At 32.9% G+C, this 15497-nt stretch carries 12 protein-coding genes; 6 read left to right on the top strand and 6 right to left on the bottom strand.

The features are described 5' to 3' along the window. The 3 genes from ACKTSU_RS06380 to pheT form a co-directional block, all read right to left on the bottom strand. Positions 1–615 carry a LysE family translocator gene (locus tag ACKTSU_RS06380; RefSeq protein ID WP_408035541.1) on the bottom strand — a complete coding sequence of 205 codons (615 nt, stop codon included), beginning with the start codon at positions 613–615 and terminating at the stop codon, positions 1–3. Positions 616–618: 3 nt separating this feature from the next. After that, the gene (locus tag ACKTSU_RS06375) at positions 619–1653 is read right to left on the bottom strand and encodes a quinone-dependent dihydroorotate dehydrogenase (RefSeq protein ID WP_408035540.1); all 1035 of its coding nucleotides are present in this window, start codon (positions 1651–1653) and stop codon (positions 619–621) included. A gap of 64 nt (positions 1654–1717) precedes the next feature. Next, the gene (gene pheT / locus ACKTSU_RS06370) at positions 1718–4144 is read right to left on the bottom strand and encodes a phenylalanine--tRNA ligase subunit beta (RefSeq protein ID WP_408035539.1); all 2427 of its coding nucleotides are present in this window, start codon (positions 4142–4144) and stop codon (positions 1718–1720) included. A 219-nt stretch (positions 4145–4363) separates the two neighbouring features. Between pheT and ACKTSU_RS06365 the strand changes: the two genes are divergently transcribed. Next, positions 4364–6883 (top strand): endonuclease, encoded by a 2520-nt coding sequence (locus ACKTSU_RS06365; RefSeq protein WP_408035538.1) that lies wholly within the window; start codon positions 4364–4366, stop codon positions 6881–6883. 61 nt (positions 6884–6944) lie between these two features. Here the strand turns inward: ACKTSU_RS06365 and ACKTSU_RS06360 are convergent, their stop codons facing one another. Further along, positions 6945–7238, bottom strand: a complete 294-nt coding sequence (locus ACKTSU_RS06360) for a hypothetical protein (RefSeq protein ID WP_408035537.1) — start codon at positions 7236–7238, stop codon at positions 6945–6947. Positions 7239–7340: 102 nt separating this feature from the next. Here ACKTSU_RS06360 and ACKTSU_RS06355 point away from each other — a divergent pair, with 102 nt between their 5' ends. From ACKTSU_RS06355 to ACKTSU_RS06335, 5 genes are all read left to right on the top strand, one after another. After that, complete coding sequence (locus tag ACKTSU_RS06355; protein ID WP_408035536.1) at positions 7341–7967, top strand: NUDIX hydrolase; 627 nt, start codon at positions 7341–7343, stop codon at positions 7965–7967. Between the two features lie 58 nt (positions 7968–8025). Continuing rightward, the gene (locus ACKTSU_RS06350; protein ID WP_408035535.1) at positions 8026–8829 is read left to right on the top strand and encodes a lysophospholipid acyltransferase family protein; all 804 of its coding nucleotides are present in this window, start codon (positions 8026–8028) and stop codon (positions 8827–8829) included. Positions 8830–8860: 31 nt separating this feature from the next. Beyond that, positions 8861–9949: a M42 family metallopeptidase gene (locus ACKTSU_RS06345; RefSeq protein WP_408035534.1), complete on the top strand. Its 1089-nt coding sequence runs from the start codon at positions 8861–8863 to the stop codon at positions 9947–9949. Positions 9950–10005: 56 nt separating this feature from the next. Further along, on the top strand, positions 10006–10548 hold the full coding sequence (locus tag ACKTSU_RS06340) for an NUDIX hydrolase (RefSeq protein ID WP_408035533.1): 543 nt from the start codon (positions 10006–10008) through the stop codon (positions 10546–10548). Between the two features lie 77 nt (positions 10549–10625). After that, complete coding sequence (locus ACKTSU_RS06335) at positions 10626–12236, top strand: class I SAM-dependent methyltransferase (protein WP_408035532.1); 1611 nt, start codon at positions 10626–10628, stop codon at positions 12234–12236. Positions 12237–12238: 2 nt separating this feature from the next. On the opposite strand, the gene ACKTSU_RS06330 is transcribed toward ACKTSU_RS06335, so the two are convergent. Together ACKTSU_RS06330 and ACKTSU_RS06325 are read right to left on the bottom strand one after the other, a co-directional pair. After that, the gene (locus tag ACKTSU_RS06330; protein WP_408035531.1) at positions 12239–12919 is read right to left on the bottom strand and encodes a DUF6624 domain-containing protein; all 681 of its coding nucleotides are present in this window, start codon (positions 12917–12919) and stop codon (positions 12239–12241) included. Beyond that, positions 12900–15404: a PIG-L family deacetylase gene (locus ACKTSU_RS06325; RefSeq protein ID WP_408035530.1), complete on the bottom strand. Its 2505-nt coding sequence runs from the start codon at positions 15402–15404 to the stop codon at positions 12900–12902. The genes ACKTSU_RS06330 and ACKTSU_RS06325 overlap by 20 nt, the downstream gene beginning before the upstream one ends. Positions 15405–15497: the final 93 nt, after the last annotated feature.

The raw sequence follows: 15497 nt of genomic DNA, 5'->3' as shown, positions 1-15497 counted from the left end.
TTAGAGTAGAATCAATAAAGCAATCCCTACAAAAACCACTATTTGTGCCCATTTTAGGTATACTCCTACTTTACTATGCTGTTTAATGTAATCAGAAATTTTTCCTGCTAAAACAGCTATTGAAGAAAAAATTAAAAACGAGGTTAGTATAAATAAACCTCCTAACACATAAAACTGGAGTACGTTTGACAAGCTGTCAGAAAACAAAAATTGTGGAAAAAAAGCCAAAAAGAAAATCGTTACTTTCGGATTTAATACATTCATCCAAAAACCTGTTTTGAATAACTGTAATGTTGATTTTTTCTGAACATTCTCAGTAGAAAATGCAATTTTAGCATCACTTTTATACACCTGATAGGCTAAGTATAACAAATATCCTGCTCCAAATAGCTTGATGATGAAAAACAAATTCGGGTTCTGTTTGATGATTTCAGATACTCCAAAAGCAACCAAAGTTGTATGAATTATACATCCTGTCATTAAACCTGCAACCGTAGCTAATCCATATTTTTTTCCATTGACAATACTTTGTGTTAAGACAAAAATATTATCAGGACCTGGCGAAAATGCTAAGGTAGCAGTAGCTAATACAAAAGATATGAGGGTTTCTAGCATAAATTAACTTTCAGCTAAAATAGCTTTATTGATTCTTTTAACCAAGCTTGGTCCTTCATAAATAAATCCTGTATAAATCTGCACTAAATCTGCACCTGCTTTTAATTTTTCTAAAGCATCCTTTTCAGAATGAATACCTCCTACTCCAATAATAGGAAATGCTTTTTTAGAATTATCTGCTAAATACTGAATCACTCTTGTACTTCTCTCTTTAACCGGTTGCCCACTTAAACCTCCGTTTCCAATTTCTTGTAAACGTTCTTTAGAAGCTTTTAAATTATCTCTATTTACCGATGTATTTGATGCTATAACTCCATCAATTTTTGTTTCAGCAACCAATTCAATAATTTCGTCTAACTGTTGATTATTTAAGTCTGGAGCAATCTTTAATAAGATTGGTTTTTGTTGTGTTTCAGTATTATTTAATTTCTGAACTTCAGTAATCAATTCCTTCAAATAATCAGCATCTTCAAGTTTAGCGTGACTCGATACGTTTGGACAACTTACATTCAGTACAAAATAATCTACATACGGATGCAGCCCTTTAAAACAAGTTACATAATCTTCAGTATAATTTTCAGGAGCTGTATTGGTATTTTTCCCAATGTTTCCCCCTATAATGATTTTTCCTTTGTTCTTTTTTAATTGTTCAATCGCTGCTTCTAATCCTTCGTTATTAAATCCCATTCGGTTAATAATTCCTTTATCATCTTTTAAACGGAATAAACGTTTTTTAGGATTACCTACTTGACCTTTTGGCGTTACTGTACCTATTTCTACAAAACCAAAACCAAAATCTGCTAACTCATTATACAAAACAGCATTTTTATCAAATCCTGCAGCCAAACCTACTGGGTTTTTAAAAGTTAGTCCAAATAAATTACGTTCTAATTTTTTATCATTTACTTGATACATTCCTCTAAAAATAGCTGAAACCCCAGGTATTTTCGATAAAAATTTAACTAACGAAAAAGTAAAATGGTGAATCTTTTCTGGATCAAAAAGGAAGAATATTGGGCGAATAAGTAATTTGTACATCGGTTTTAATTATAATCTTTCGTTTATTAAATATAAAAAAAGCTCCAATAAAGGAGCTTCTGAATTATCGCAATACAGCGTCTAAATTCTTTTCGAATGTTTGCTGTAGTTTCTGCATTATTTTATCTATTTGTTTGTCTTCTAAGGTTTTGTTTTCATCTTGCAAAACAAAACTTACTGCATACGACTTTTTACCTTCTGGTAATTTATCTCCTTCGTATACATCAAACAAATCTACTTCTTTCAACAATTTTCTTTCTGATTGAAATGCCAAGTTATAAATATCTTTAAACTCTACTTTATTGTCTAATAACAATGCTAAATCACGTTTTACCGCAGGGAATTTAGGTAAATCAGCTACTTTAATTTTCTTGTTTCCTACTAAACCTAAAATAGTTTGCCAGTTAAAATCAGCAAATAACACTTCTTGTTTGATAGAAAATTCTTTTAAAATTGCTCTTTTTACAACTCCTAACTCTACCAACTTCATTTTTCCTAAACTTAAGGTAATTCCTTCAGAAAACACATCTGATTTTGTTGGTGTTGTTTTTAAGTTATCTATTCCTAAACGACTTAACAAGGTTGTTACAATTCCCTTTAGATAAAAGAAATCTGACGCTTGTGAAGCTACCTTCCAGCTATCTTGTGTTCTGTTTCCTGTTACAAATAAGGTTAAGTGTTTATCTTCTTGATATCCGCTTTCGTACTTATGATAGGTTTTACCAAACTCATAAAACTTTAACGAATTTTGTTTTCTGTTAATGTTGTAAGCAACAGACTCTAATCCACTAAATAATAATGACTGACGCATTACCTTTAAGTCGTTACTTAACGGATTTAGCATCTCTACACTATGTTCTGGGTTCAAATTCTCAGATAACTCTAGGTAATCCGCCTTGGTTAACGAATTTGCCATGGTTTCGTTGAATCCTAGTGATGATAGTTGGTCAGCCACAATGTTTTCTACTTTTACATTGATATCACTATCAAAAGAAATAGAAGTATTTAATTTGTGAGAAAACTCTACATTGTTATATCCGTAAACACGTAAAATTTCTTCAATAATATCTGCCTCACGTTGTACATCGGTTCTGTAAGATGGTACTACCAACCCTAAACCTGCTTCTGTAACACTATTGATTTTAATATCTAAAGAAGCTAAAATCTTTTTAATAGTTTCTTTAGGTATTTCTTGACCGATTAATTTATAAGCATTTTCAAATGATAAGAACACTTCAAAATCTTCAAGCTTTACTGGGTAAAAATCTAAAATATCTGATGACATTTTTCCACCAGCATACTCTTCAATTAATAAAGCAGCGCGCTTTAAAGCATATTTTGTTGTGTTTATATCGATTCCTCTTTCAAAACGGAAAGAAGCATCTGTATTTAATCCGTGACGCTTTGCTGTTTTACGAACAGACACAGGATTGAAATAGGCACTTTCTAAGAAAATAGTATGGGTACTTTCAGTAACTCCAGAATTTGCTCCTCCGAAAACACCACCAATACATAATGGTTTACTATCAGCATCACAAATCATTATATCTTCAGAAGATAGTTCTCTTTCTACATCATCTAAGGTAGTAAACTTGGTTCCTTCTTCTAAGGTTTTTACTACTACTTTTCCTCCTCTAATTTTAGAAGCATCAAAAGCATGTAATGGTTGTCCTAATTCATGTAAAACATAGTTAGTAATGTCTACAATGTTATTTTTAGGAGCTAAACCTATTGCTTTTAATCGGTTTTGAATCCATTCAGGAGATTCTTTTACTTCAACATCAGTAATAGTAATTCCACAATAACGTGGCACTAACTCTTTATCTTCTACTTCAATATCTATCTTTAGAATACGCTCGTCAACATGAAAATCAGAAACAGAAGGAGATATTAATTCTATGTTTGTTCCTTGTTGAATTAATCCTGCGCGTAAATCACGTGCAACACCATAATGACTCATTGCATCAGAACGGTTAGGTGTTAACCCAATTTCAAAAACATAATCTGTTTCAATATTAAACACATCAGAACATGGCGTACCAGGAGCTAAACTTTCGTCTAATATCATAATTCCGTCATGGCTTTTCCCAAGACCTAATTCGTCTTCGGCACAAATCATTCCGTGACTTTCTTCTCCTCTAATTTTTCCTTTCTTTATCTTAAACCCTTCTCCTTTTTCATCATACAACATCGTACCTACAGTTGCAACAGGTACTTTTTGACCTGCATCTACATTCGGTGCTCCACAAACAATTTGTACAGGGCTACCATTTCCTAAATCTACTGTAGTAATTTTTAGTTTATCTGCGTTAGGGTGTTTTATACAGGTCTTTACTTCACCTACAACTACACCTTGTAAGCTACCTTTTATACTTTCAACCTTCTCTATACCTTCTACTTCAAGACCTAAATCGGTAAGTAACTCCCCTGTCTTTTCAGCCTCCCAGTCTGTTTGTAAAAATTGTTTTAACCAATTGTATGATATCTTCATAATCAATCTCTGAATTTAGCCTGCAAATTTACGTAAAATAAAGGAAAAAAAATCATCTTGTCTCTTATAGCTGCTACGTTATTGATTGTTAACATTTTGGTAACATTGAATACTCCCTTTTTTCATTGATTTGTAACGAATTAACAAAGTTTTAACATAAATTCATTCACATGAAAAAACTATTACCCTTCTTTTTGTTGATAGCTTCATTATCGCTATTTGCTCAAATTCCATCATATCTATAATGATGTAAACTTAAACTTATCTGGTACAGCTTTAAAAAATGAATTAGCTACTAAAATCATTAATACGCATACTACTAATTTATCCTATACTCCTGGTGTTTGGGATGCTTTAAAGGAAACAGATTTAGATCCCAACGATCCTAGTAAAGTATTATTAATTTATGGTTATAGTGATACTGATGGCAACTATGTAACCGATAGAACTCGAGATAAAAATGCTAATGGTGGTACTGCTGGCACGCAATGGAACAGAGAACATGTATATGCAAAATCATTAGGAAACCCGAATTTAGGAACTTCTGGTCCTGGTGCAGATGCTCATCATTTAAGAGCTGCTGACATCTCGTTTAACTCACAAAGAAGTAGTAAAAAGTTTGCGGCAGGCTCAGGAAATGCTGGTGACGTTACTGGTGGATGGTATCCTGGTGACGAATGGAAAGGAGATGTTGCTCGTATGATGATGTACATGTACTTACGCTATGGAAGCCAGTGTTTACCAACAGGTGTAGGTACTGGTTCTACTATGGCATCTGACTCTAATATGCTTGCTCTATTTATTCAATGGAATGTTGATGATCCTGTTTCAGATTTTGAAAAACAACGAAATCCTATTTTAGAAGGAGTTCAAGGAAATCGTAATCCGTTTATCGATAACCCTGCTTTTGCAACTGAAATCTGGGGAGGTCCACAAGCTGAAAATTTGTTTGGTGGAGGAAGTAGCTCAGACACTCAAGCTCCTTCTGCTCCATCTAATTTAACTGCTTCAAACATTACAGAAACTACAGTTGATTTAACTTGGACTGCATCAACAGATAATGTTGGAGTTACTGGGTATGACGTATATAACGGAGCTACTAAACTAACTACTGTCTCAACAACTTCCTACAATGTTACTGGTTTAACAGCTTCAACAAACTATACGTTTTCTATAAAAGCAAAAGATGCTGCAGGAAACGAGTCTGCTAGTAGCAACACTGTTTCAGTTACAACACAATCTGGTAGTACAGGTGGAAATGGAACCGCTACAGATTTATTAATTTCTGAATACATAGAAGGTTCATCAAACAACAAAGCTCTTGAAATTGCTAATTTTACAGGAGCTACAGTGAATTTATCTGGCTATTCATTAAAGAAAGCTGCCAATGGTGGTGGATGGACAAATATATTAACCTTAAGTGGACAATTAACTAACGGAAATGCATATGTAATTGCTAATAGTAGTGCTTCTAGCACAATACTTAACAAAGCTGACAGAACTGACACTAGTGTACTTTCTTTTAATGGAAATGATGCTATTGGTTTATTCAAAGGAACTATACTTATCGATTTAATAGGAAATCCTAATAGCTCTTCTACATTTGCACAAGATGTAACTTTACAAAGAAAACCTTCTATTAACTCACCTAACAGTAGTTATACAACTTCTGAATGGGATACTTTAGCAAAAGATACTTTTAACGGCTTGGGAAACCACAGCATTGATGGAGGAACTTCTACCCCTGATACAACTGCTCCAACAGCACCTACTAATGTTGTTGCTTCCAACATTACACAAACTGCAGTTAATTTAACTTGGACTGCTGCTACAGATAATATTGGGGTTACTGGATATGACATATACCAAGATAGTTCTGTAATAGCAACTGTAACTACTACAAACTATTCCGTTAGCGGTTTAAAAGCTGCTACAAGCTATACTTTTTCTGTTAAAGCTAAAGATGCTGCTAATAATGTTTCTTCTTCAAGCAATACTGTTAATGTAACTACTCTTGCAAACACAGTTTCTTATTGCAACACTAAAGGGAATAACGTAAACTATGAATGGATAGACAATGTTGTTATCGGAGGAATTTCAAATGCTACAGGGGCTAATGGCGGATATGGTGACTTTACCTCTCTTACAGCAAATCTTCCTTATGGAAATAATACTATTGTTGTAAGTGCTGGTTTTGCTAGTTCTTCTTACACAGAATATTGGAAAGTTTGGATAGATTTTAATAAAAATGGAACTTTTGAGTCTTCAGAAGAAGTAGTAAGCGGTTCCTCTTCTAGTTCAGGAAACTTATCATATACCTTTTCTGTGCCTACATCTGCTTTAGCAGGAACCACAAGAATGCGTGTTTCTATGAAATGGGATGCAGCACCTTCTGCTTGTGAAACTTTCTCTTATGGAGAAGTTGAAGATTACACAGTTAATATAGGCACTAGCGCAAAAGGAATGGAAAATACAATTGTAATTGATGGTAAACTAGAAAATGAAACTTCTATATTTGACGCTACTGTGTCTCCAAATCCAACAGCTAAAACAGTAAAAATTCAGTTAGGAGATAACAGAAATGCTTCTTTTAAAATTTCAAACTTATCTGGACAAACTGTCTTAAACGGAACAGTAACACACGACACTGTTAATATTTCTAATTTAAAAAATGGAGTTTATATTCTTGAAATTAACGATGGTCAAAAATCGTTTACTAAAAAAATTATAAAGAAATAACTGCTTTTAAGTACTATAAAAAGGGCTACCAAATTGGTAGCCCTTTTTTATTTTTTCAAAACTATACTTCTATTGTCTTTTTTGACTCTTTTGAAGAAAACACATAGGTAAACAACCACATTAACGTAAAGGTTGGTACTATATCTAACCCAGGCATAGCTTCTTCAATAAAAGCTAGAGCTCCAGCTACTTTACCTTTGTTTCCTTTATACATTTTTGTCATTAAGTATGCTGATGCTGGTGCCCAAACAATGTCGGACAATTCACCAACTCCAGGGATTAAATACGATACATATCCTATCGCGTCAAACAACAAACTCAATGCTAGTTTTTGGTATTTATTTTCCTTATTCATTTATCTAAAATTAATTCAACACTACAAATCAAAATTCAAGCCAAAAACATCTTATTTTTGTCAGGTAAATTGATAAGTTTGTTCTAAAATACTAAAAAACAAATGATTTTTTCTGATTTCATCAATCAAATAGAAAAATTACAGCAAAAGCAACTAGGTGGTTTAACCTCACAATTTAAACTTGCTCCTAAACTTAGAATGCGCTATTCAGAAGAGTTGATACTTAGCAAAAATCCGAAAAAAGCAGCTGTATTAGCTTTGTTTTATCCTGATAGCAATAATCAAACACGTTTTTTATTAACCGAAAGAGCTAGTTATAATGGCGCGCACTCTGCTCAAATTAGTTTCCCTGGAGGTAAGTTTGACAAAACAGATGACAATTTAAAAACTACTGCACTCCGCGAAACTTACGAAGAAGTTGGTGTGCCTTTTGAGGCTATACAAATTATCAGGCAAACATCAGATGCTTATATTCCTCCTAGTAATTTTTTAGTAGCCCCATTTATTGGAATTTCTGAAAAAACACCTCTTTTTATTCCTAATGAAGAAGTAGCGGAAGTAATTGAAGTTTTGGTTAGTGATTTATTAAACGATGAAAATTTAACATTTGTAGAAATGGAGACCTCATACATGAAAAATATTGAAGTACCATGCTTTAAACTAAACGATTACATTGTTTGGGGAGCAACAGCAATGATGTTATCAGAAATTAAAGATTTATTAAAATAAAGGCTATTCTATAATTCTTTTGTAATTTAGCTTATTCGACTAATAAAAACCAATAATAATGCCTTTATTTAAAAGGAACCCTTTCGGACATATACTGTTCATTAAACGCTTTTTAATACAAACTTTAGGATTAATTTCCCATGGTCGTTATCGTAAATTTAATGACTTACAAATAGAAGGTATGGATGTTCTAAGGAGTCTTCCAGATCAAAAAGTGCTTTTTATTTCTAATCATCAAACCTACTTTGCTGATGTTGCTGCTATGTTTCATGTTTTCAACGCTGCTTTAAAAGGACGTGATGATAATATTAGAAATATAGGTTACCTATGGAAGCCTAAATTAAACATGTACTATATAGCAGCTGGTGAAACAATGCGTTCAGGTTTACTTCCTAAAATATTTGCCTATGTGGGGTCTATTTCGGTTGAAAGAACTTGGAGAAGTGCTGGTAAAGATATTAATAGACAAGTTAAAATGTCTGATATTTCTAACATTGGTAAAGCGTTAGATGATGGTTGGGTAATTACCTTTCCACAAGGTACCACTACCCCTTTTAAACCTATTCGTCGTGGTACAGCTCACATCATTAAAACCTACAAACCTATTGTGGTACCAATTGTTATTGACGGATTTAGACGTTCTTTTGATAAAAAAGGATTAATGATTAAGAAACGTAACGTATTACAATCAATGGTTATAAAAGAACCATTAGATATTGATTATGATAATGAAAATGTGGCTAGCATCATTGAAAAAATTGAATATGCTATCGAGCAACATCCTTCGTTTTTAAAGGTACTAACACCTGAACAAATTAAAGAACAAGAAGAATTAAACGAAAAACGAAAGTTCTGGAGTTAATTCAGTTATAAAACTTTTAATCATATAAATTATGGCTAAAAAATCAATTTTAAACAAAAAGTCAATTGACTTTTTAGAGAAATATTTAAATAATGCGGCTCCTACTGGATATGAGTGGGAAGGTCAAAAAATATGGATGAACTACCTAAAACCGTATGTTGATGAATTCATTACAGATACTTACGGAAGTGCTGTAGGTGTGATTAACCCTGAGGCTAAATATAAAGTAGTTATAGAAGGACATGCCGATGAAATCTCTTGGTATGTAAATTACATTTCTGACAACGGATTAATCTATGTAATTCGTAACGGAGGAAGTGACCATCAAATTGCACCAAGTAAAGTAGTAAACATTCATACTAAAAACGGAATTGTAAAAGGAGTTTTTGGTTGGCCTGCAATTCATACTCGTAACAAAGCTTCTGAAGAAGCTCCAAAACCTGAAAACATCTTTATCGATTGTGGTTGTGCAACCAAAGAAGAAGTTGAAAAGTTAGGAGTACACGTAGGTTGTGTAATTACCTATCCTGATGAATTTCATATTTTAAACGGAGATAAGTTTGTTTGTCGTGCTTTAGACAACCGTATGGGTGGATTCATGATTGCTGAAGTTGCTCGTTTATTACACGAAAACAAGAAGAAATTACCTTTCGGATTATACATTACAAACTCTGTTCAAGAAGAAATAGGTTTACGCGGTGCAGAAATGATTACCCAAACCATTAAACCTAACGTAGCTATTGTTACCGATGTAACACATGATACTACAACTCCTATGATTGACAAGAAAAAAGAAGGTCATTTAGAGTTAGGTAAAGGTCCTGTAGTTGCCTATGCCCCTGCTGTACAACAAAAATTACGAGATTTAATTATTGATGCTGCAGAAGTAAACAAAATTCCTTTCCAACGTTCAGCGTTATCAAGAGCAACTGGTACAGATACTGATGCTTTTGCTTACAGTAATGGTGGAGTTGCCTCTGCTTTAATCTCATTACCTTTACGTTATATGCACACAACAGTTGAAATGGTTCACCGTGAAGATGTTGAAAACGTAATTAAAATGATTTACGAAAGTTTATTAAAAATTGAGGACGGAGAAGACTTCTCTTACTTTAAATAATAAAAATAATTAAACGTCATTACTTACCTGTAATGACGTTTTTTTACCAAACCCTTATGGATGAATTAATAGATATAGTTGATGAAAACGGAAACTACACAGGTAAAACATGTTTAAAATCTGAGGCTCATACACATGGCTACTTCCATCCTACTATTCATGTTTGGTTGTATACTTCAAACAAGAAAATCTTACTCCAAAAAAGAGCTTTATCTAAAAAAGTATTTCCTGGTTTATGGGACATTTCTGTAGCAGGACATATCGCTGCTGGTGAAAATATCATAACAGGAGCTCTTCGAGAAGTAAAAGAAGAAATTGGTTTTGATATACTTCCTGAAAACTTGCACAAAATAGGCACTCGCAAGCACATGGTAAATCACCTAAACGGGATTATTGATAATGAATTCCACCATGTATTTATTGCCGAATTAACAATTCCTATTGAGGAGTTAACGCTTCAAAAAGAAGAGGTTGCTGAATTAAAATTATTCGATTTAGAAACCATTTTACATATTAAAGATTTCGAAAACTTTTTACTTCCTCAATACCAAGATTACTATTCTTTTGTACACAAACAAATTGTAACTGCCTTAAGCTAAATTATATTTCGGCTTCAATAATTTAGTTTCCATTTTAAAAATCAAATAGTTATCTTTAGAATGAAAACTATCGAACTATGTTATCAAAAGAGGATAAATCTGCATTAAGAAGTAGGTTGTTTCGTCATTTAGACGGAATTGTAACTTGTCCAGCAGCATACATCTTACACGAAAAAGGAATCACTAACTATCTTTTAGAAAAAAAATCTGTCAGTTTAGCTGAAATTACTTCCGAGTTTCATGCTAACGACGGGTATTTAAACGTGGCTTTAAGAACCTTATGTTCTCAAGGCTGGCTAACACAACATGTTGACAATACTCACAACACCGTTCTGTTTGAAATCAACGAAACTTCAGCTATAGCATTTTCTTATTTTCACTTATATAAAGAAGCTTTTACTTTATTAAAGTTTTCTGAAAATTACAGTGCTAGAAAGTTTGAAATTGAGCCTTTTGAAAAATTGGAAAGTTTATATCAAAACTTCACCAATAATTTTGGAATTGAACCTCCATCAACTTCCAAAGAAAAAGAGATTTTAAATCAAATTCTTACACATATTGAAGGAATTATTGTTGGGCCTACAACTGTTTTATTAGGTATGAGTGGTATGTTTCATAAGTATTTTATGCAAACCAAGTTTCAAGCAGAAGAATTTCATAAAGATGCAGAAAACTTTGGTCGATTGTTAGACTTGTTAACTCGTTTAAAATGGTTTTCCAAAACAAACGACTCCTACGAATTTACTGATGAAGGTTTGTTTTTCGCACGAAGAGCAAGTGCTTATGGGGTTACTGTATCTTACATTCCAACACTTAGAAAACTAGACAAACTCATTTTTGGTAACCCTGATATTTTTAGAACTTCCGATCTTGGAAATGACGAAATCCATGTAGATAGAGAAATGAATGTTTGGGGAAGTGGTGGTGCGCATTCAACCTATTTTAAAGTGATTGATGAAATTATCATCAACCTGTTCAACAAACCCATTAACGAGCAACCTAAAGGTATTTTAGATGTTGGCTGTGGTAATGGTGCGTTTTTAAAGCATTTATTCAATGTAATAGAAAACCAAACCAAAAGAGGTACGATGCTGGAAGATTATCCACTTTTGCTTATTGGTGTCGATTATAACGAAGCTGCGTTGAAAATAACTCGAAAAAACTTAGTACAAGCTGATATTTGGGCAAAAGTAATTTGGGGAGATATTGGAAATCCGAAGGCGTTATCAGATGATTTACAAGATAAGTATGGTATTAATCTCTCAGATTTATTGAATGTTCGAACATTTTTAGATCACAACAGAATTTGGCAAGAGCCTGTTCCTACCAACAATTTGACTATTACAAGTTCAACAGGAGCTTATGCTTATAGAGGAAAACGTTTAAACAATAATCTTGTAGTAGAATCATTAAAACAACATTTCAACAAATGGAAACCCTACATAAGTAAATTTGGCTTACTACTCATTGAATTACACACCTCTAAACCAGAATTAGTTACTAAAAACTTAGGAAAAACAGCTGCCACTGCCTACGATGCTACGCATGGTTATTCGGATCAATACATTATTGAGCTGGATGAATATATGAATGCTATGGAATTTGTGGGGTTAACTCCCGATAAAAACACTTTTAAAAAGTTTCCAAACTCGGAGTTGGCAACAGTTTCTATTAATCTTTTTAAGTAGACTTAATCTTTTATCTTATATAATTTAGGTTCAGTTATATTAACTTTTGAAAAGGTTTCTTTATTTATTTCAAAATGCATTTTTGACATTTCATTCAAATAAACTTCCAAAGGTTCCATACCTATTTCCTTTCTACGCTTGTTTACATTTATACTATCTATCAAAGGTTTTGGATAAGCTTGACAAACTTTCCAGTTATACATCACTTGAGTTCCGTAAACTTGCTTTTTACCTGTATTTAGCTGTACTCTATCTAGCAAATAGGCATAATTTTCAGGATTAGCATTCTTATTCTCTACCTTAATTTTCATCTCCTTTAAAACCGCTTCTTGAAATTCAGGATTAAAATCTAAATGCTGCACAATAAGCCAAAAATTTCTAGAACCCTCTTTTCCTGCAAGGTCAAAACCAACAAAACCATGTTTGTTAAAAATTTCTGCAGCTTTCTTATGAGTTACAGCAAAAACACTATCTTTAAATGATTGCCATTCTTCTTCGGTTAATTCTTTGTATTTTCCTGAGGGAATACCAGCAGCAACTTGGTCTATTTCTACCATGCTTGCTAGTTCATTAACCAATTCTTGATTGTATTCCCTTTTAACAAAATTTTCTTTTTCAGTTTTACAACTTACCAATAGTACCAGAGCTAAAGCTGTAAAAATTTTAATTCTCTTCAACAGCATTTTCTTTTACAGATAACAGATTAGCAAATAACTTATAAGCTCCAGAAACTCCTGCAGGTAGTTCTCTAAAAAAACTTAAGCCTGTATAGATATAGTTTCCTTTTCCGTATTTAGCTACTAACAAACTTCCTTTTTTAGCTGTTTCTCCTTTGTCGTGCATAGATAAAATTGGTGTATATTCTTTACTCCATTTGTTAGGGAAATACAATCCGCGTTCTTGTACCCATCCGTTAAAATCAGCTTCAGTAATTTTATTCGGATAATTTAAAATCGAATGATCTTTTGCTAAGAATGTTACGTTTGCATTTTCATCGGTAACTCTATCACGAGACAATTGTAAATTGTATGGAGCTTGTACATCTACTCTTCTGTTTGTATTGTATTGTACAATTACATTTCCTCCATTTTTTACATACTCTAACAAGTATTTTTGCTTAAACTGTAACTCTTTTATAGTGTTATATGCTCTAATACCAACAACAACCGCATCAAATTGCTCTAAATTGCCATTAATCTCATTTACATTCAATTCTGTTACCTCGTAACCAATTTGTTGCAAGCTTTCAGGAATTGCGTCACCAGAACCTTGTATATATCCTATTTTAGTACCGTTCTTTTTAATATCCATACGTACTACTTTTGCTTGTGATGGTAGTAATACTGATTGTTTAGGAATATGATTATAATTAATTTCTATTAATTCTTTATCATAAGTTTTGCCGTTAATCTTTGCTATTGCTTTTAAAACTCCTTCTGATTCATTTTGTGTTGGAGTTACCATAAATTCTACAAATTGAACATCTCCTTTTTGGGCAATTGAAAAATCTATTGCTGTTGGAGATACTTTCCATCCTTTCGGAGCTTGTAAACTTACTTTTCCGTTAATATTTGCATCTCCTGCTCTTACTTCAACAGATATCTTTTGAGCTTCCGAAGTAGAAAAAATCAATACTTTATCGTTTAATTTTGTAGTTACTTTCGGTAATACCTCAAAAGGCTCATAGATTTCTCCAACATCTCTTTTAGCATATCTATGCACTACCGGAATGGTAAAAGCAACTGGTTGATCTTCAATGATAACATTGTATTGAATTTGAATAGGTCTTGGAGATTCTGGATTTCCAATCAATTTTTGGTCATTTACCTTATACATTCCTAAATCCCAAGGAGTGTTTAACCAATAAGGTGAAGAGTAAGAAACATCTTTGCCTATATTAATTTTATTTTTAAAATTTTGTTTGCTATTAGGAGCCAAATCCAATTCTTTTTTGATGTTTTTTCCTTCAGGAAGGATGGTAATTGACGATAACTCCATAGAAATAGAACTTCTGTTTAGCACTTCAAAATCCACATCAATCGTACTGCTTGGAGTTGCACTAGAACTTACAGCCGATGCTTCTAAATACAAACCTGCACAAGCCTTGATAATTTCATTTAACTCTTTGGTTTTAATAGTTCTCCAATGTGTATCTTTCAATTGTCGAACCATTTTGTAGGCTTGCAACAACTCTGGTAAGTGTTTTGACGGATTTACAAAATCGAAATCATCTTCAATTTTATATAAAATATCTCCAATCTCTCCACCTCCTTCTATACGATTCCAAGTAGTATTGATTCCTGAAAAAATATCTTTTTTATCCTTCGGAAAATCTCCTTTTAAAAACTCAACATATTCGGTTTGACTTCCCCTAGTAGTCAGTCTACCAAAACCCTGACATAAATGTTGGCTACTCGCAATGGCTGCTAATTCGTTATTTGACAATCCTTTCAAAGGATAATAAGCTCCTATATCAAAACTTAACATGTTACTTTTATCAGCTTTTACAAAGGCTTCTTCGCTTCCGTAAAACCACCACGAAGTATTAAAAAACAACCTATTAGGTTGCCATGTGCTCGTAGATTGTAACTGTTCTGGATATTTTGTTTTATCAGCTGCCAAATCAAATGCTTCAACACTTAACATTGCTGAAGATGTATGGTGCCCATGTGTAGAACCTGGTGTTCTGTGATTAAAACGATTGATAATTACATCTGGTTTAAACGTACGAATTGCCCAAACTACATCGGCTAATACTTTATCTTTATTCCAAATTTCTAAGGTTTCATCAGGATGCTTTGAATACCCAAAATCATTTGCTCTAGAAAAACGTTGCTCTCCACCATCTACTCCTCTTGCAGCTAAGAGTTCTTGAGTACGGATAACTCCTAATAACTCACGCATTTCAGGACCTATCAAATTTTGACCTCCATCACCACGAGTTAACGATAAATACGCAGTTCTTGCATTTTCATGGTTAGATAAGTAAGAAATTAATCGGGTATTTTCATCATCAGGATGTGCTGCTATATACAAAGCCGAACCTAAAAAGTTTAGTTTTTGTATTTTTTCATAAATCTGATTAGAAGTTAACTTTTGTGGCTTCTGTGCTTTTATTGTTAGTGAAATCAATAAAAATGATAGAACTAAAAGTACTTTTTTGTGCATTTTTAATAGTTTGAGTAATACACAAATGTAACTTTTTTAACGAAAAAAAGAGTTACATTAACAAAATGCTAACGTTTTTATTAGAATCAAGAT

The organism is Tenacibaculum aestuarii, from assembly GCF_964510395.1.
GTDB classification, from domain to species: Bacteria; Bacteroidota; Bacteroidia; order Flavobacteriales; family Flavobacteriaceae; genus Polaribacter; species Polaribacter aestuarii.
Note: the sequence above shows the minus strand (reverse complement) of the source record. Positions and strands in the feature narration are given on the sequence as shown.